A 16,901-nucleotide genomic window follows, 5' to 3' on the forward strand; every position below is an offset into this window, starting at 1 on the left:
GGCGACGGTGGCGCAGGGTGCCAACAGGACGGCCGCGCAGGTCGTGGGCGTGGTGGCGCTCGCCGCGGCGGTAAGCGTCTTCCTCGCCGTCGCTGCCGTACGGCACGGCTTCTTCGACCTGAAGGTCTACTACGGCGCGTTGACGTGGTGGGTGCACGACGGCGGAGAGATCTACGACTACCTGAAACCCAACACCCAGTACGGCTTCACCTATCCGCCGTTCGCCGCGCTTGTCATGCTGCCCATGGCGTACCTGCCGTGGACGGCCGCGATCGTGGTGAGCGTGCTCGCCAGCGTGGTCACGACGGCCGTCCTGATCTGGTGGCTGGTCGACCCGATCGCCCGGCGCGCCGGCTGGACCCGATGGTTCGCCCTGGCCGTGGCGCTCTGCCTGGCCGCCGCGTTCGAACCGATGCGCGAGACTGTCAACTTCGGTCAGGTGAACACGCTGCTGCTCTTCCTGGTGGCGGTGGACCTGCTGCGGCTGCTGCCGGCCGGCAACAGGTGGGCAGGTGTGGGCATCGGCCTGGCCACCGCGATCAAACTGACGCCTGGCATCTTCATCGTCTACCTGCTGGTCACCGGGCGGTGGCGGGCGGCGCTGACCGCCAGCGGCACGGCGGCCGGGGTGTCGCTGCTGGCCGGGGCGCTCTTCCCGGACGCGTCCCGGGAGTTCTGGACCGAGGCGCTGTGGAACACCGGCCGGGTCGGGGAGCTGGCCTTCGTGTCCAACCAGTCGCTGCGCGGGGTGGTCGCCCGGCTCGACCCCCAGCATCCGAGCACACTGCTGTGGCTGCTGCTCGTGCTCGGCACCCTGGCGCTCTGGGCCTGGCGGTCCCGCTCGGCCGTCGCGGCCGGTGACGAGGCGACCGGCCTGGCGCTCACCGGCGCGGTGATGTGCCTGGTCAGCCCGGTCACCTGGGTGCACCACCTGGTGTGGCTGCTGCCCGCGCTGATCCTGCTCGTCGACAACGCGATGGCCGCGCCCGCCGGCCGCCGCAGGCGCGTCCTGCTGACCGCCGTGACCATCGGGTACGTGCTGCTGATCAGCCGGACCGTGTGGGTCTGGGAGAAGGACTTCACAGGCGTCGACGGCTTCCTCGGCAGCAACGCCTACGTGTGGATCAGCCTGGCGCTGCTGGCCTTCCTGCCGATCCGCCGGTGGCTGGCCCCGGGCGGGTCAGCCGTCGAGACGTCCGGCGTACCGCAGCTCGACCAGCCCGAGCGGCCCGCGCCCGCCGGCGAGAGGCACCTGGTAGGTCGACCGCTCACCGTCAGGTGACAGGCCGGCCCGTTCACAGAATCGGCGGGCCCGCCCGTTGTCCGCCAGCACCCACAGCCGGTAGCCGGTCCAGCCCCGCTCACTGAGCCCGGCGCGGGCGGCGTCGAGCAGGGCATTGGCGGTCCCGTCGCCCCAGAACGCCGGCTCGACGTAGAGCGCCAGCACCTCACCGACCGCCGGGTCCAGGTCGTCCCGGTCCTGGTTGCGGCGGTACGGCCCGAAGGTGGTGAAGCCGACGACCAGCCCGTCCACCTCACCGAGCAGGGTGGTGAACGGGTGTTCCGGGTCGGCGGTGCCGACGTCCCGACGGCGCTGCGCCCAGGCCACCACGTTGAGCCGACCGAGCACCTCGTCCGGCATGAAACCGGCGTAGCCCGCCTGCCAGCCGTGGACGTGCACCCGGGCGACCGCCTCGGCGTCGTCCGGCTCCTCCCGGCGGATGGTCAGCATTGCACCGTTCTATGCCCCGATGACGGTCCGAGTCCAGCTTCCCGCACCGGCGTCGTACCGATGATTTAGGGTCGCCGACGATGGCCGCACTGGAACCACTCTCGCTCGCCCAGGCCCGCCGGGTGGCGCTCGCCGCCCAGGGCTTCGCCGACCCGCCGCCGACAGGCGTGCCCACACGCCGGCACCTGCGCCGGGTCCTCGACCGGGTCGCTCTCATCCAGATGGACTCGGTGAACGTGCTGCAACGCGCGCACTACCTGCCGCTGTACAGCCGACTCGGCCCGTACCCGACGACGCTGCTCGACCAGGCCGCCTACCGTCGCCCACGGGAGCTGTTCGAATACTGGGGTCACGAGGCGTCGCTGGTCCCGGTCGGGCTGCACCCGACGCTGCGCTGGCGGATGGCGCGGGCGCACAGCGAGTCCTGGGGTGGCATGCGGCGCATGGCCCAGGAGCAGCCGGAGCTGGTTGCCTGGGTACGCGACGAGGTGGCCGCCCGGGGGCCGCTGACCGCCGCCGAGATCGAGCACGACGCGCCCCGCGAGACAGGCAACTGGGGGTGGAACTGGTCGGCGGTCAAGCGCGCGCTGGAGTTCCTGTTCTGGGCCGGCGAGGTGACCGCCGCCGAGCGCAGCACCTCCTTCGCCCGCCGCTACGACCTGCCCGAGCGGGTCCTCCCGGCGGCAGTGCTCGACGCGCCGACCCCTACCGACGCCGAGGCGTACCGGACGCTCGTTGCCCTTGCGGCGCGCTCGCTGGGGGTGGCCGCCGAGCCGGAGCTGCGCGACTACTTCCGGCTGCCGCTGGCCGGTGCCCGGCAGGCCGTCGCGGAGCTCGCCGAGGCCGGCGAGCTGGTGCCGGTCACCGTGGCGGGCTGGCGGCAGCCGGCGTGGCTGCACGCGTCCGCCCGGCTGCCCCGCTGGATCCGGGCCAACACGCTGGTCAGCCCGTTCGACCCGCTGATCTGGGAACGGGCCCGCACCGAGCGGCTCTTCGACTTCAGCTACCGGATCGAGATCTACGTTCCCGCGCCGCAGCGGGTCTACGGCTACTACGTGCTGCCCTTCCTCCAGGGCGACCGGTTCACCGCCCGGGTCGACCTGAAGGCCGACCGCAAGGCAGGGGTGCTGCTGGTCCCGGCCGCCTGGCTCGAACCGGGCGCCGACCCGGGAGAGACAGCTGTGGCGCTCGCCGCCGAGTTGTACCGGCTCGCCGGCTGGCTCGGCCTGGACGCGGTGGCACCGCCCGCCGCAGGTGACCTGGCCGGCCCGCTGGCCGCCGCGTTGGCAGGCGTGTCAGGTGTACCGTGAGCGCGTGACGAGCGTTCCGGGACCGGTCGACCAGCCGCAGCCCGCACCGGGGGCGGTCCACACGATGCCGGTCGGTGCCGCAGACCCCGCGGCCGCCGGCCCGGCGGGCTGGCCGACGCCCCCGCCGGGTGGTTACCCGGCACCGGAGCCGGATCGGCTCACCCGATTCGTGCTGCGGCTCTACGAGCGTTCGCCGCGCTGGGCGGTGCCGCTGGCCGCCGTCGGCTGCGTCGCTGCCGGCATGAGCTACGCGCTGCTCAGCAACCCGACGTACGCCGACCCGGACGCCGCGCCGACCTGCCTGCTCAAGCTGACCACCGGCCTGGACTGTCCGGGCTGCGGTGGCACCCGCGCGCTCTGGTACGTGCTGCACGGCGACCTGCCGGCGGCCGCCCGGCACCACTTCCTGTTCGTCTTCGCGCTGCCGTTCCTCGCGTACCTCTTCGTGGCCTGGGCGGGAAACCAGGCGTTCGGCTGGCGGATGCCCGAGCTGCGGATCAGCTCCAAGGTCATCGGCGGCTTCCTGGCCGCCTGGCTCGCCTTCTCGGTGCTGCGCAACCTGCCCTGGGCGCCGTTCACGTCGCTCTACGTCTGAGGGCCCGCCAGCTCCGCCCTGCGTGATCAGGCTCGGCCTTGCTCGGGCGGGCCGTGCGGGGTCCTGCGCGTCCTGTCGAGCTGCCCCACGTGTGGGGCTTGGCGGTGGTGGTTCCGGCGTGGTGCCGCCTGCTGCGGGCGTGGGGTGTGGCGGTGGTGGTTCCGGCGTGGTGCCGCCTGCTGCGGGGGTGGGGTGTGGCGGTGGTAGCCGGCGTCGTGCCGGCTGCCCCAGATGTGGGGCAGCTCGACAGGGAGCGAGGATGCGGCAGGGACCCGGCAGGGCGTCGGCGTGCCGGTCGAGATCCTGGACACCTGCGGCCCCGATGGTGCGCACAAGACGGTGATTTTGCGGTAGCTGGGCGCTTTCTGCACCGCGAGCCCGAGTTGGGCAGGGGACCGCCGGCTACTACAGTCCCAGGAATGCCGGAGATGGTGCAGCCCCAGGTCAAGTTGATCGCGTGGACCCAGTTCGCGGCCCCGGACGATGTGCCGTGGTCGACCGACGCGGAGGGTGGCCAGGCGCTCGCCGAGTTCGCCGGCCGGGCCTGCTACCAGTCGTGGAAGAAGCCGAACCCGGCGACAGCCACGAACGCCAGCTACCTGGCGCACATCCTCGAGGTCGGCCACCTGAGCGTGCTGGAGCACGGGTCGGTGACCTTCTACTTCACCGGGGTGTCCCGCTCGTTCACCCATGAGCTGATCCGGCACCGGCACTTCTCGTACTCTCAGCTCTCCCAGCGTTACGTCCCCGAGCGCGACGCGGCAATGGTCGAGCCGGCGGTCATCGCGGACGACCCGGAGCTGCACAAGAAGTTCACCGAGGCCGCCGAGGCCAGCGTGCGGGCGTACACCGAGTTGCTGGAGGGCCTCGAACAGCGGTTCTCCGACGAGCCCAACCCGACGCTGCGCCGCAAGCAGGCCCGGCAGGCGGCCCGGGCCGTGCTGCCCAATGCCACCGAAACCCGGATCGTGGTCACCGGCAACTACCGGGCGTGGCGGCACTTCGTCGCCATGCGGGCCACCGAGCACGCCGACGTGGAGATCCGTGAGCTGGCCGTGGAGTGCCTGCGCCAGCTCCAGGGCGTCGCCCCGAACGTGTTCGCCGACTTCGTGATCTCGGCGCTTCCGGACGGCACCGAGGTGGCGGCCAGCCCGCACGAGGCGTCCTGAGGCCTTCCCCGGCGGGCGCCGGCTGGTCGTCCGCTAGGTTGGAGGGTATGACGCACGACCACCCTGACGCCTCGGCCCGGCCGGTGTCCCGCCCCTTCGGCCGGATACTCACGGCCATGGTGAGCCCCTTCACCCCCGACGGTTCGCTCGACCTCGACGGCGCCGCCCAGCTGGCGAGCCACCTGGTCGACGAGCAGGGCAACGACGCGCTTGTGGTCAACGGCACCACAGGCGAGTCGCCTACCACCACCGACGCCGAGAAGGAACGCCTGGTCCGGGCCGTCGTGGAGGCCGTCGGTGACCGCGCCAAGGTGGTCGCCGGGGTCGGCACCAACGACACCAGGCACACCATCGAGCTGGCTGCCGCCGCCGAGAAGGCGGGCGCGCACGGCCTGCTCGTGGTCACCCCGTACTACAGCAGGCCGCCGCAGAGCGGGTTGCTGCGACACTTCACCGCCGTGGCCGACGCGACCGGCCTACCGGTGATGCTGTACGACATCCCGCACCGCTCCGGCGTGCCGATCGACACCGAGACGCTGGTCCGGCTCGCCGAACACGGCCGGATCGTCGCGGTCAAGGACGCCAAGGGCGACCTGACCGCCACCAGCTGGGTGACCAGCCGGACCGACCTCGCCTTCTACAGCGGCGAGGACGCTCTCACCCTGCCGGCGCTTGCCGTCGGGTCCGCGGGCGTGGTCGGCACCTCGACGCACTTCACCGGGGCGCTGACCGCACAGATGATCGAGGCGTACGACGCGGGGGACATGCCCGCCGCGCTGGCCCTGCACCGGCGGCTGCTGCCGCTGTTCACCGGCATCTTCCGCACCCAGGGCACCATCCTGGTCAAGGCCGCCCTGGCGTCGCTGGGCCTGCCCGCCGGCCCGGTGCGACCCCCGCTCGTGGACGCCACAAACGACGAGATCGCCCAGCTGCGTGCGGACTTCGCGGCAGCGGGCCTGGAGATGCCCGAATGACCGAACGACACGATGGGCGCCGAGTGACGGCGTCGCAGAATGAGGTGGACGAGTGACCGAGGCGCACATCGAGGCGGAACTACCCCCGCCGCTGCCGGAAGGTGGCCTGCGGATCATCCCGCTCGGCGGGCTCGGCGCCATCGGTCGGAACATGACCGTCTTCGAGTACGACGGCAAGTTGCTGATCGTGGACTGCGGGGTGCTCTTTCCCGACGTCGAGCAGCCGGGCGTGGACCTGATCCTGCCCGACTTCGGCCCGATCCTGGACCGGCTGGCCGACGTCCAGGCGATCGTGCTGACCCACGGCCACGAGGACCACATCGGCGCGGTGCCGTACCTGCTCGCCCACAAGCCTGACATCCCCCTGGTCGGCTCGCAGTTCACCCTTGCCCTGGTCGAGGCGAAGCTCGCCGAGCGGCGCATCCAGCCGTACACGCTCACCGTCCGGGAGGGCGGCCGGGAGCGGCTCGGCCCGTTCGAGTGCGAGTTCTTCGCGGTCAACCACTCCATCCCGGACGCGCTCGCCGTGGCCATCCGCACCCCGGCCGGCCTGGTGCTGCACACGGGCGACTTCAAGATGGACCAGCTCCCGCTGGACGGCCGGATCACCGACCTGGCCGGCTTCGCCCGGCTCGGCGCCGAGGGCGTCGACCTGCTGCTGTCCGACTCCACCAACGCGGAGATTCCCGGCTTCGTCACCCCGGAGCGGGAGATCGGGCCGGTGCTCGACTCGATCTTCGCGAAGGCCAAGGGCCGGATCATCGTGGCGTCGTTCGCCTCGCACGTGCATCGCGTGCAGCAGGTCTTCGACTCCGCCGCCGAGCACGGCCGCAAGGTCGCGCTGATCGGCCGGTCCATGGTCCGCAACATGGGCATCGCCCGGGATCTCGGCCTGCTCAACATCCCGGCCGGCCTGGTCATCGGGATCGAGGAGGCGACCACGCTGCCTCCCGAGCAGATCGTGCTGATGTCCACCGGGTCACAGGGTGAGCCGATGAGCGCACTGGGCAGGATGGCCAGCGGCGACCACAGGCACATCACCATCGCCCCCGGCGACACGGTGGTGCTGGCGTCCTCGCTGGTCCCCGGCAACGAGACCTCGGTCTACCGGGTTATCAACAGGCTGGCCCGGGCCGGCGCGGTCGTGGTGCACAAGGACGTGGCGAAGGTGCACGTCTCCGGGCACGCCCCCGCCGGCGAACTGCTCTACCTGCTCAACGTGGTCCGTCCCAGCAACCTGATGCCGGTGCACGGCGAGTGGCGTCACCTGCGCGCCCACGCCCGGCTCGGCATCGAGTCCGGGGTGGCCGCCGACCGGGTGGTCATCTGCGAGGACGGCGACGTGGTCGACCTGGTCGAGGGCCGGGCCAGCCTCGTCGGGCACGTGAAGAGCCGGTACGTCTACGTCGACGGCCTCGCCGTCGGCGACGTCAGCGAATCGCTGCTCACCGAACGGCGGATCCTCGGCGACGGCGGTTTCATCGCCACCACTGTGGTCGTCGACTCGGTCACCGGCAAGGTGGTCGCCGGTCCGACACTGTCGGCGAAGGGCTTCTCCGAGGACCCGGAGGCGTTCAACCCGGTGATCCCGCTGGTCACCGAAGCGCTGAACCGGGCGGCGGCGGACGGCATCACCGACCCGCACCAGCTCCAGCAGATCGTCAGGCGGACCGTGGGGCGGTGGGTCAACGACGCGTACCGTCGTCGTCCGATGATCGTGCCCACCGTCGTCGAGGTCTGAGTACGTCGCACTGGCCGCCGGTCCGTCCGAGAGGGCGGACCGGCGATCAGGGCAGCGCGGCGACCGCCTCGGCGTACGCGACCCCTGTGGCGATGGCGGCGTCCACCAGCACCGTGAGCTGCTCCGGGGCCACCCCGTGCGCCAGGTCGGTGGCCACGTCGCCGGCCAGCACCAGTTCCTCGCCGAGGTCGTGCGCGTACGCCTTGGGCAGCAGCCGGTCGTGGTTCCAGGCGTTGCAGAAGGCGTACGCCTCGGCGCGGCGGCTCGCCGGCAGCCGGCGGGCGGCCATGGCGCGGGCGTGCAGCACCTCACCGCGTTCGCCGGCCCGACGGAACTGGATCACCACGGCGCCCCACCGGCCGACCACAGTGGCGCCCTCGTCCACGGCGTACCGGTCCCCGCGCCGGTCCAGCGCGGCGGTGATCATGTCGATGGTCAGGGTCGCCAACTCGCGTCCGTCATCGGCTTCGTCGTCGTCGCCGGAGTCGGGCTGAGCGTCGTCGGCCGGCAGGGGCACCGGCGCCGCCACGGGGCGTTCGGCCAGCCAGGCGGCCATCCGGCCGGAGTGGTGACCGGTGCCGTTGCGGGCGTCGAAGCTGCCGGCCAGCTCGTTGGCGATCGCGAGAAGCAGGGCACCCAGGGTGGCGACGTCCAGGTCGGTGGCCGGTCGCCCGCCGTACGCCGGGCGGGGCACCGTGCGCACGCCGAGACCTGCCTCGACGGCCAGCGCGCAGACCAGTGCTCCGGCGGCGGCGAACTCCATCGCGGCGAGGTCGTCGGTGGGTCGGTCCAGCCGGGGCAGCTGCTCGGCCAGGATGGCGAGCCCGCGTTCCAGGTGCCCGCCCAGGGCGCAGAACCGCAGGTGCGCGGCGAGGTACGGGAACGCCGCGCGTTCACGCCGGTGCCGCCGGTACGCCCGCGCGTGCGCCACGGCGGCCCGCTCCGGCTCGCCGACGCGCAGCTCTGGCAGCAGCCCGGCCACGAGCGCCCGCTCGGGCTGGTCCGTGCAGTCCACCGGGTCGCCTGTGGGTTCGGCCAGCTCGGTCAGTGCGGCCCGCCACTCTCCCCAGCCGGCGAGCAGCTCCGCGCGGCGGGCCGGTGCGCAGCCGGGGCAACCACCGGACGGCCCGCCGACCGTGCCGGCCCACCGCTGGTACCAGTGCCGGGCGGTGGGCTCGTCGCCGAGGTGGTCGGCGATCCGGCAGCGCAGCTCGGCGACGGTAGGCGCGTCGGGACCGTCCGCCCCGACCCGGTGGGCGAGATCGTCCAGGAGGGACCGGGTCTGGTCCAGTCCCACCCGGGGGGTGCCGAGAAGCGCCTCCACCGCGTACCGCTGAAGGCGTAGCAGCAGCGGGGCCTCGTCGTCGGTGATCAGCTCGGGACGGTAGTCGGCGGCGGCCCGGCACCGGCGCACCGGCTCGACCAGCCGCCACCGTTCGCCGTGCAGCAGGTACGCCTCGACGAGCGCGAACCGGGCGTCCAGTGCGGACCTGAGGTCTCCCGCCGCGTCAGCCCTCTCGGCGAGCCGTTCGAGGGCGAGCAGCCGGTCCGGTCCGTCGGGCAGGTCGCGTGCGTCGGCGAGCGCGCTCACCAGCGCCGGATCGCGGTATACGGTCACGCCGGCACCGCGCCGGGCAGCCGAGCGACGGCCACGGCGAGTTGACAGCCGGCCGAGATGCCACAGTCGAGCAGTTGGTCCAGCTGGTGCGGGGTCACCCCCCGCTCCAGGTCGGTGATCACCTCGCCGTAGACCCGCGCCCGGCCGCCGTCGTCGACGTGCACGAACGCCTTGGGCCAGAGCCGGTCGTGGTTCCACGAGTTGCAGAAGGCGTACAGCTCCGGCACCCGTTCGATCCCGAAGGTGGGTGTGACCATCGTGCGGACCTGGAGCAGTTCGCCGGCCGCGCCGACGCGCAGGAACCAGATCAGGTTGTCGTCGAAGCGACCCACCAGGTCGCCGTTCACCGCCCGCCCGACCGCTCGGCCCCGCGCGGCGAGCACCGCGGCGACCAGTTCGCCGGTCAGTGGGCGCAACACGTCGGGGTGCCCGGCAAGCGGATCGTCCGGACCGTCCTCGAATCCCGGCGACGCCATGGGGGGCATCCCTTCTGAGGCGGATATCACGGCCGGCGGCGCGGTCCGTGCTGCGACGCGCGGACACGACCCGGAAAAGCGGCGTTCTGCCGGGTCCCGCCGTTACCGTGACTCTATGGCGGGCCGTACCTCTCAGGCGAGCCGGCGGCGCGGCGCGTCGCCGCGCGGTGGCACCAACAACCGTGCCCGCCAACCGGCGAAGAAGACCAGGGCGCCGGTACGCCGGCGCACCACTGCCGCACGGCCGGGTCCGGCGGTGTACGTCGGCCGCGCCGTCGGTGCACTGTGGATGGGTCTGGCGCACGGGATGGGCTGGGCGGTGCGCGCCGCCGGTCGGCAGGCGGCCTCGGCCCGCGACCTCGACCCGGAGCACCGCCGCGACGGGGCGGGGCTGCTCCTGTTCGGGTTGGCCCTGCTCAGCGCCGTGGCGCTCTGGTTGTCGGGTGCCGGTCCGGTGGGTGCGCGCCTGGCCGACACGATCCGGCTGTTCCTGGGTGCGATCTCCGTGGTCGTACCTGTGCTGTTGATGATCGGGGCGTGGCGGCTGATGCGTCAGCCGGCGGACCCGGCGCACCGGGGCCGCGGGTTGATCGGCTGGGGCTCGCTGCTGGTGGCGACAGCCGCGCTGCTCCAGATCGGTCAGAACCCGACGGACACCGTGCAGCGTGACTACGCCGGCGGCCTGGTCGGCGCGGGTGTCGGCGGGCTGCTGGAGCGGGCTGTCACCGCGTGGGTCGCCGTCCCGCTGCTGGTCCTGCTGCTCCTCTTCGGCCTGCTCGTGGTCACCGCGACACCCATCAACAAGATTCCCGAGCGGCTGGGTCTGCTCGCCGGTCAGCTGATGGCGCCGCCGGAGGCCACCGAGGAGTCGGAGGAGCCGGCGGCCCGGCCGGCGCGCAAGCGACCGGCCAAGCGGATGCCGCCACCGCTTGACCCGGACGACTTCGAGGATCTGGAGGGTGCCGACCTCCAGGAGACAATGGTCCTGCCGCGCAAGGCGCCGTCGAAGGTGCCGGCCAGCCGCAAGCCGGTCGAGCCGCCGGAGCACTCGCCCGCGCCGACGCGGGCCGAGCAGTTGGCGCTGACCGGGCTCGCCGGTGACTACACGCTGCCGCCGGCGAACATGCTCAGCAGCGGCGCCGCGCCCAAGACCCGCAGCAAGGCCAACGACGAGGTGATCGCCGCGCTCACCGGCGTGTTCGACCAGTTCGACGTGGACGCGGCGGTCACCGGCTTCACCCGCGGCCCCACGGTCACCCGGTACGAGGTGGAGCTGGGGCACGGCGTGAAGGTCGAACGGATCACGCAGCTGTCCCGCAACATCGCGTACGCCGTGAAGTCGCCGGACGTGCGGATCCTCAGCCCGATCCCGGGCAAGAGCGCGGTCGGCGTGGAGATCCCCAACACCGACCCGGAGAACGTGGCGCTGGGCGACGTGCTGCGTTCGCGGGCGGCGACCAGCGACCACCATCCGATGGTGGTGGCGCTCGGCAAGGACATCGAGGGCGGCTACGTGGTGGCCAACCTCGCCAAGATGCCGCACATCCTGATCGCCGGCGCGACGGGCGCCGGTAAGTCGTCCTGCCTCAACACGCTGCTGGTGTCCATCCTGACCCGGGCCACCCCGGACGAGGTGCGGTTGCTGCTGATCGACCCGAAGCGGGTCGAGATGACCGGCTACGAGGGCATCCCGCACCTGGTCACGCCGATCGTGACGAACGCCAAGAAGGCGGCGGACTCGCTGGACTGGGTGGTCCGCGAGATGGACATGCGCTACGACGACCTCGCCGCGAACGGCGTGCGGCACATCGACGACTTCAACCGCAAGGTGCGCAACGGCGAGATCAAGGCCCCGCCGGGCAGCGAACGGGAGATGCGTCCGTACCCGTACCTGCTGGTGATCGTGGACGAGCTGGCGGACCTGATGATGGTGGCGCCGCGCGACGTGGAGGACTCGGTCGTCCGGATCACGCAGCTGGCCCGGGCGGCGGGCATCCACCTGGTGCTGGCCACCCAGCGTCCCTCGGTCGACGTGGTGACGGGTCTGATCAAGGCGAACGTGCCGTCCCGGTTGGCGTTCGCGACCTCGTCCCTCGCCGACTCGCGGGTCATCCTGGACCAGCCGGGCGCGGAGAAGCTTCTCGGCCGGGGTGACGGGCTCTTCCTGCCGATGGGCGCGTCGAAGCCGGTACGGATCCAGGGCGCCTGGGTCACCGAGCGGGAAATCGCCGACGTGGTGAAGTTCTGCAAGGACCAGCGCGAGCCGGAGTTCCGCCCGGACGTGCTGGCTCCCGCGCAGGAGAGCAAGAAGAAGATCGACGAGGACATCGGCGACGACCTGGATCTGCTGGTGCAGGCGGTGGAACTGGTCGTCACCTCGCAGTTCGGCTCGACCTCGATGCTCCAGCGCAAGCTGCGTGTCGGTTTCGCCAAGGCAGGTCGTCTGATGGACCTGATGGAGACCCGGGGCGTGGTGGGGCCGTCGGAGGGGTCGAAGGCGCGCGACGTGCTGATCAAGCCGGACGAGCTGGAGGACGTCCTGAGTGGCCTGCGCGGCGACGTGGACTGACGTCGTCCGACCTCCGGACACGCGACGGGCCCGCCGGTAACCGGCGGGCCCGTGTCGGAGTGCGGTCAGTTGTTGATCAGAGCGCCGATGATCACCAGGCTGATGATCGCGGCGAGGACGCTGGCCGCGGCGGCGTACCAGCCCAGGGGCTTGTCGCCGAGCACCGCGCCGACGATGCCCGCGATGACGCCGAGCACGCCGAAGATGATCGGGTTGAGCAGCAGGGCGAGGACCGCGAAGACGAAGCCCACGATGGTGAGGATCCGGGCGGCGTTGCTGCGCGGGCGGGCGGTGCTGGACATGTTGGCCATGTCGTCCTCCGTTTGAGAGCCTGTCGTGACGAATCGATCAATACCCACTGTGGGGACCTGTCACGCGTGCCTCTTCAGTGGAAGACCTTCAGGCCTACCACGCCCGCGACCACGAGCAGCAGGCACAGGATCCGGGGCAGACTCGCAGACTCGCCGAGCGCCAGCATGCCGACCAGCGCGGTGCCGACCGCGCCGATGCCGACCCAGACCGCGTACCCGGTGCCGACCGGGATCTCCCGCAACGCGTACGCCAGACCGGCCATGCTCAGCACCAGGGTCACCACGAACACCACTGTCGGTACCAGTCGGCTGAGGCCGGCGCTGCGGTCCAGGGCGGTCGCCCACGCCGTCTCCAGCAGTCCGGAGATCACCAGTACGAGCCAGGCCATGTCCACCTCACGGGTCGGCGCCCGGGCTGCGCACCGGGACGAGTCGGCACATCACGCGGGGCGTCTTGGCCTGACCGGGTACGCCCACCACTCGTCCGGGGCGGCCGCGAGTGTCCAGGGCCACCGCAGCCGACGCTAGCACCGGCCCGGCGTCGGGTGCGGTGACTCCCGACACCTCGCGTTGACCTCTACCTCGCTTCAACTTGCACTATGGCAATCATGACCCTGCTCTACGCCGACTCCGAGGTCGCCGCCGCGCTGGACGCCGCCACCACCGTCGACGCCATGCGGGACGCCCTGCTGGCCGCGTACGACGGCCGGCTGGTCGCCCCGCCCCGGGCCGCCGCCCCGCTGGCCGGTGGGCGGATGGTTCTCACCGCCGGGCAGCTGGTCGACGAGTGGTACGGCTTCCGCTCGTACGACACCTTCGGGCACCCGCAGGCCGAGCAGCTGGTCGTCCTGCACGACGCCGGCACCGGGGCGATCCGGGCGGTCGCCGTGGGCGAGGAGCTGGGCTCCCGGCGTACCGGAGGGTTGGGCGGTGTCGCAGTCGACGCGCTGGCCCGGCCCGACGCGGCGACCCTCGGAGTGATCGGCTCGGGGCGGCAGGCGTGGAGCCAGGTGTGGGCCGCCGCCGCGGTCCGCCCCCTGCGCGACGTCGTGGTGCACAGCCGCTCCGCCGCCCGGCGGGACGCCTTCGCCGCCCGCGTCCGCGCCGAACTGGGCGTGCCGGCCCGCCCGGCGACCGACCCGGGCGCCGCCGTGACCGGCCGGGACATCGTGGTGCTCGCCACCACCAGCCCGACCCCGGTGCTCCACGCCGCCGACCTGAGCCCCGGCACGCACGTCAACGCGGTCGGCTTCAAACAGCGTGATCGCAGCGAGTTCGGCACCGACCTGCTGGACGCCGCCGAGCTGCTGGTCACCGACTCGCCCGCCCAGGCGGCGGACTACCGGCCGCCGATGCTCGCGGCCACACCCCCGTACGCCGGGCGGTTGCGGGATCTGGGCGGCATCCTGGCCGGCGCGGTCCCCGGCCGGACCACCGCGGACCAGATCTCCGTCTTCTGCTCGACAGGCCTGTCCGGCACCGAGGTCTTCCTGCTCGACCGTCTGACGCGGGTGGCCGCCCCGACGCGGTGACCGTCAGCCGGGAGGTGCTGGTACGCGTGCGTGGGTGTCCCAGGCCGGCCCGGTACCCTCGGATGGTGTCTGCCACCTCCCCTGATGCCAACGCCGAGGGCCGTCGTGTCGCCCTGCTGACCCTGGGCTGTGCCCGCAACGAGGTCGACTCGGAGGAGCTGGCCGCCCGGCTGCACGCCGACGGCTGGCAGGTGACCACCGACGGCGAGGGCGCCGACGTGGTGGTCGTCAACACCTGCGGCTTCGTGGAGAAGGCCAAGCAGGACTCCATCCAGACCCTGCTCGCCGCCGCCGGGACCGGCGCCAAGGTGGTCGCCGCGGGCTGCATGGCCGAGCGGTACGGCCGGGAGCTGGCCGACAGCCTGCCCGAGGCACAGGCCGTGCTGAGCTTCGACGACTACCCGGACATCGCCGCCCGCCTGAACGCGGTGGTCGCCGGCGAGCAGGTCACCGCGCACACCCCCCGGGACCGTCGTGAGCTGCTGCCGCTGACCCCGGTGCAGCGGCGGGACACCGCCGTCTCGCTGCCCGGGCACGGCACCGTGACGCGTACCACCGTCGACACCGACGAGCACACCCCTGCGCACCTGCGGCAGGTGCTGCGCCACCGACTGGACACCGGCCCGGTCGCCTCGCTGAAGCTGGCCAGCGGGTGCGACCGCCGCTGCGCGTTCTGCGCGATCCCCGCCTTCCGTGGGGCGTTCGTGTCGCGTACGCCCGACGAGCTGCTCGCCGAGGCGGAGTGGCTGGCCAAGACCGGCGTACGGGAGCTGGTGCTGGTCAGCGAGAACTCCACCTCGTACGGCAAGGACCTGGGTGACCCCCGGGCGTTGGAGAAGCTGCTGCCGCAGCTCGCCGCGGTGTCCGGCATCGTCCGGGTGCGGGTGAGTTACCTCCAGCCGGCCGAGACCCGACCGGGCCTGGTCGCGGCGATCGCCGGTACGCCGGGCGTGGCACCGTACTTCGACCTGTCGTTCCAGCACTCCAGTGAGCCGGTGCTGCGCCGGATGCGCCGTTTCGGCTCCACCGACCGGTTCCTGGAGCTGCTGGCCAGCGCCCGCGAGTTGGCACCGGAGGCGGGCGCGCGGAGCAACTTCATCGTCGGCTTCCCAGGCGAGACCCGTGGCGACGTCGACGAGCTGGTCCGGTTCCTCACCGAGGCCCGGCTCGACGCGATAGGCATGTTCGACTACAGCGACGAGGACGGCACCGAGGCCGCCGGGCTGCCCGGCAAGGTCTCCGCCGCGACGATCAAGCGACGGTACGACAGGCTCAGCGCGCTCGCCGACGAGCTGTGCTCGCAGCGGGCCGAGGACCGTCTCGGTTCGACAGTCGAGGTGCTCGTCGACTCGATCGACGACGGTGTGGTGGAGGGCCGGGCGGCGCACCAGGCGCCGGAGGTGGACGGGTCGACGACCCTTGTCGCCCCGACCGAGGGTGGGGTCGACCTGGCCGCCCTGCGCCCGGGTGACCTGGTCCGCGCGACGGTGACCGGCACCGAAGGGGTGGACCTGCTCGCCGTGCCGGATGAGATGATCTCGGCGGCGCCCGGCGCGGCACGGTGACGGCGGGTCCGAGCGGAGCGGGGGAGCCAGGTGGTGCGGTGCCGGGAACGCCACGGCGGCTCGAGCGGAGTGCGGCGGTGACGGGGGCGACCGGGTCGACGCCGGGCCGGGTGGTGGCAGTGGCGCCCGTCCTCAACGCGGCGAACGCGCTCACCGCCCTGCGGCTGGTCCTGGTTCCGGTCTTCGCCGCCTCGGTGATCGCGTCCGGGATGACCCATTCCGGCTGGCGGATGGCGGCCTGCCTGATCTTCGCGGTGGCCTCGGCGACGGACCTGGTGGACGGCTGGATCGCCCGCCGGTTCGCCCTGGTCACCTCGGTCGGCAAGGTGGCCGACCCGATCGCCGACAAGGCGCTCACCGGCGCGGCCCTGGTGCTGCTCTCCTGGTACGACCGGCTGCCCTGGTGGGTGACGGCGCTGATCCTCGTCCGCGAGCTGGGCATCACCGGGCTGCGGTTCTGGGTGATCAGGCACGGCGTGATCGCCGCCAGCCGCGGCGGCAAGGTCAAGACGGCGCTCCAGATCCTCGCCATCGCCTGGTACCTCTGGCCGATGCCGGCGGCCCTCGCCGTCGTCGGCCCGTGGATCATGGCCGCCGCCGTGCTGGTGACGGTCGTGACGGGCTTCGACTACATCGTCCAGGCCGTCCGCCTGCGCCGTCCCCGCTGACCCGTCCACTGCGGGTCGGCTGCCGGGCTCATGATCGGCGCCGTCGGAGCGGGAGGGTTGGGGGGCGACGAGTGGGGAAGGAGGGTTCGATGCAGAAGGATCAGGGCTCTGAGCCGCGGGTGGGCAGTCCGGCGGCCGGAGCCGTGCACAGCCTCTCGCAGCGGCACGAGACGCTGGCCACCGTCGAGTCGCTCACCGGCGGGCTGCTGGCCGCGTCGATCGTGGAGATCGCCGGGGTCAGCGGGATCTACCGGGGCGGGCTCGTCGTCTACGCCACCGAGCTGAAGGCCACGCTGGCCGGCGTACCGACCGGACTGCTCGACGAGCGCGGGCCGGTGGACCCGGAGGTAGCGGCGGCGCTCGCCGAGGGCGGCCGGCAGCGCTGCGGCGCCGACTGGGGAATCGCCACCACAGGTGTGGCCGGTCCGGAGCCGCAGGACGGCAAGCCCGTCGGCCTGGTCTACGTCGCGGTGGCCGGCCCGAACGGGAGCGAGGTCCGCGAACTCGATCTGGACGGCGGGCGGGACCACATCAGGTCGGCGGCGGTGGCCGAGGCGTTGCGGCTGCTCACCGAACGGATCCACGCCGACGACGCGACCCGTGACTCGGCCGGCGCCGGCCACCGGTGAGCCGTCGCGGGT

16 protein-coding genes and 1 riboswitch are annotated in these 16,901 nt (G+C 72.6%); of the genes, 11 read left to right on the forward strand and 5 right to left on the reverse strand.

What is annotated here, in order from left to right; translation table 11 throughout:
- The first annotated feature begins 7 nt into the window (after positions 1–7).
- Entirely contained in the window at positions 8–1,282 is a 1,275-nt protein-coding gene (locus ACFY1S_RS04830; RefSeq protein WP_387112911.1) for a glycosyltransferase family 87 protein, read from the forward strand.
- Here the strand turns inward: ACFY1S_RS04830 and ACFY1S_RS04835 are convergent.
- A complete protein-coding gene (locus tag ACFY1S_RS04835; protein ID WP_387112913.1) occupies positions 1,181–1,732 on the reverse strand; it encodes a GNAT family N-acetyltransferase in 552 nt (183 codons plus the stop codon). The genes ACFY1S_RS04830 and ACFY1S_RS04835 overlap by 102 nt on opposite strands.
- Before the next feature lie 80 nt (positions 1,733–1,812).
- Between ACFY1S_RS04835 and ACFY1S_RS04840 the strand changes: the two genes are divergently transcribed.
- From ACFY1S_RS04840 to ACFY1S_RS04860, 5 genes are all read left to right on the forward strand, one after another.
- Positions 1,813–3,042 (forward strand): winged helix-turn-helix domain-containing protein, encoded by a 1,230-nt coding sequence (locus ACFY1S_RS04840; RefSeq protein WP_387112915.1) that lies wholly within the window; start codon positions 1,813–1,815, stop codon positions 3,040–3,042.
- Between the two features lie 64 nt (positions 3,043–3,106).
- Positions 3,107–3,637 carry a DUF2752 domain-containing protein gene (locus ACFY1S_RS04845; protein ID WP_387114294.1) on the forward strand — a complete coding sequence of 177 codons (531 nt, stop codon included), beginning with the start codon at positions 3,107–3,109 and terminating at the stop codon, positions 3,635–3,637.
- Positions 3,638–4,065: 428 nt separating this feature from the next.
- Positions 4,066–4,806, forward strand: a complete 741-nt coding sequence (gene thyX, locus ACFY1S_RS04850; RefSeq protein ID WP_387114297.1) for an FAD-dependent thymidylate synthase — start codon at positions 4,066–4,068, stop codon at positions 4,804–4,806.
- A 47-nt stretch (positions 4,807–4,853) separates the two neighbouring features.
- Complete coding sequence (gene dapA / locus ACFY1S_RS04855; protein WP_387112917.1) at positions 4,854–5,780, forward strand: 4-hydroxy-tetrahydrodipicolinate synthase; 927 nt, start codon at positions 4,854–4,856, stop codon at positions 5,778–5,780.
- 52 nt (positions 5,781–5,832) lie between these two features.
- Positions 5,833–7,521: a ribonuclease J gene (locus tag ACFY1S_RS04860; protein ID WP_139584782.1), complete on the forward strand. Its 1,689-nt coding sequence runs from the start codon at positions 5,833–5,835 to the stop codon at positions 7,519–7,521.
- A gap of 46 nt (positions 7,522–7,567) precedes the next feature.
- On the opposite strand, the gene ACFY1S_RS04865 is transcribed toward ACFY1S_RS04860, so the two are convergent.
- Both ACFY1S_RS04865 and ACFY1S_RS04870 read right to left on the reverse strand, forming a co-directional pair.
- Positions 7,568–9,139, reverse strand: a complete 1,572-nt coding sequence (locus ACFY1S_RS04865) for a YbjN domain-containing protein (RefSeq protein ID WP_387112919.1) — start codon at positions 9,137–9,139, stop codon at positions 7,568–7,570.
- Positions 9,136–9,615, reverse strand: a complete 480-nt coding sequence (locus ACFY1S_RS04870; protein ID WP_139584784.1) for a YbjN domain-containing protein — start codon at positions 9,613–9,615, stop codon at positions 9,136–9,138. The genes ACFY1S_RS04865 and ACFY1S_RS04870 overlap by 4 nt, the downstream gene beginning before the upstream one ends.
- A 115-nt stretch (positions 9,616–9,730) precedes the next feature.
- On the opposite strand from ACFY1S_RS04870, the gene ACFY1S_RS04875 reads away from it, so the two are divergent.
- Complete coding sequence (locus ACFY1S_RS04875; RefSeq protein WP_387112922.1) at positions 9,731–12,184, forward strand: DNA translocase FtsK; 2,454 nt, start codon at positions 9,731–9,733, stop codon at positions 12,182–12,184.
- 65 nt (positions 12,185–12,249) lie between these two features.
- On the opposite strand, the gene ACFY1S_RS04880 is transcribed toward ACFY1S_RS04875, so the two are convergent.
- Positions 12,250–12,495: a hypothetical protein gene (locus tag ACFY1S_RS04880; RefSeq protein WP_354823461.1), complete on the reverse strand. Its 246-nt coding sequence runs from the start codon at positions 12,493–12,495 to the stop codon at positions 12,250–12,252.
- Positions 12,496–12,569: 74 nt separating this feature from the next.
- Positions 12,570–12,884 (reverse strand): multidrug efflux SMR transporter, encoded by a 315-nt coding sequence (locus ACFY1S_RS04885; RefSeq protein WP_139584787.1) that lies wholly within the window; start codon positions 12,882–12,884, stop codon positions 12,570–12,572.
- Positions 12,885–12,938: 54 nt separating this feature from the next.
- A riboswitch (guanidine-III (ykkC-III) riboswitch) is annotated at positions 12,939–13,011 on the reverse strand.
- A 92-nt stretch (positions 13,012–13,103) separates the two neighbouring features.
- Here ACFY1S_RS04885 and ACFY1S_RS04890 point away from each other — a divergent pair.
- The 4 genes from ACFY1S_RS04890 (at position 13,104) to ACFY1S_RS04905 (ending at position 16,889) form a co-directional block, all read left to right on the forward strand.
- Positions 13,104–14,027, forward strand: a complete 924-nt coding sequence (locus ACFY1S_RS04890) for an ornithine cyclodeaminase family protein (protein WP_387114300.1) — start codon at positions 13,104–13,106, stop codon at positions 14,025–14,027.
- A 62-nt stretch (positions 14,028–14,089) separates the two neighbouring features.
- Positions 14,090–15,592 carry a 30S ribosomal protein S12 methylthiotransferase RimO gene (gene rimO / locus ACFY1S_RS04895; protein ID WP_387112925.1) on the forward strand — a complete coding sequence of 501 codons (1,503 nt, stop codon included), beginning with the start codon at positions 14,090–14,092 and terminating at the stop codon, positions 15,590–15,592.
- 77 nt (positions 15,593–15,669) lie between these two features.
- Positions 15,670–16,260, forward strand: a complete 591-nt coding sequence (gene pgsA / locus ACFY1S_RS04900; RefSeq protein ID WP_387112927.1) for a CDP-diacylglycerol--glycerol-3-phosphate 3-phosphatidyltransferase — start codon at positions 15,670–15,672, stop codon at positions 16,258–16,260.
- 89 nt (positions 16,261–16,349) lie between these two features.
- Positions 16,350–16,889, forward strand: coding sequence for a CinA family protein (locus ACFY1S_RS04905; RefSeq protein WP_387112929.1), 540 nt, complete (start codon positions 16,350–16,352; stop codon positions 16,887–16,889).
- The last annotated feature ends 12 nt before the right edge of the window (positions 16,890–16,901 follow it).

Source organism: Micromonospora sp. NPDC000663 (genome assembly GCF_042898105.1).
Taxonomy (GTDB): domain Bacteria; phylum Actinomycetota; class Actinomycetes; order Mycobacteriales; family Micromonosporaceae; genus Micromonospora.

Coding starts and splice junctions, on each gene's coding strand:
- ACFY1S_RS04840 (WP_387112915.1), top strand. CDS start 1,813: ATGGCCGCACTGGAACCACTCTCGCTCGCCCAGGCCCGCCGGGTGGCG.
- ACFY1S_RS04890 (WP_387114300.1), top strand. CDS start 13,104: ATGACCCTGCTCTACGCCGACTCCGAGGTCGCCGCCGCGCTGGACGCC.
- ACFY1S_RS04880 (WP_354823461.1), bottom strand. CDS start 12,495: ATGGCCAACATGTCCAGCACCGCCCGCCCGCGCAGCAACGCCGCCCGG.
- ACFY1S_RS04845 (WP_387114294.1), top strand. CDS start 3,107: ATGCCGGTCGGTGCCGCAGACCCCGCGGCCGCCGGCCCGGCGGGCTGG.
- ACFY1S_RS04875 (WP_387112922.1), top strand. CDS start 9,731: ATGGCGGGCCGTACCTCTCAGGCGAGCCGGCGGCGCGGCGCGTCGCCG.
- ACFY1S_RS04870 (WP_139584784.1), bottom strand. CDS start 9,615: ATGGCGTCGCCGGGATTCGAGGACGGTCCGGACGATCCGCTTGCCGGG.
- rimO (WP_387112925.1), top strand. CDS start 14,090: ATGGTGTCTGCCACCTCCCCTGATGCCAACGCCGAGGGCCGTCGTGTC.
- ACFY1S_RS04905 (WP_387112929.1), top strand. CDS start 16,350: ATGCAGAAGGATCAGGGCTCTGAGCCGCGGGTGGGCAGTCCGGCGGCC.
- ACFY1S_RS04835 (WP_387112913.1), bottom strand. CDS start 1,732: ATGCTGACCATCCGCCGGGAGGAGCCGGACGACGCCGAGGCGGTCGCC.
- ACFY1S_RS04885 (WP_139584787.1), bottom strand. CDS start 12,884: ATGGCCTGGCTCGTACTGGTGATCTCCGGACTGCTGGAGACGGCGTGG.
- dapA (WP_387112917.1), top strand. CDS start 4,854: ATGACGCACGACCACCCTGACGCCTCGGCCCGGCCGGTGTCCCGCCCC.
- thyX (WP_387114297.1), top strand. CDS start 4,066: ATGGTGCAGCCCCAGGTCAAGTTGATCGCGTGGACCCAGTTCGCGGCC.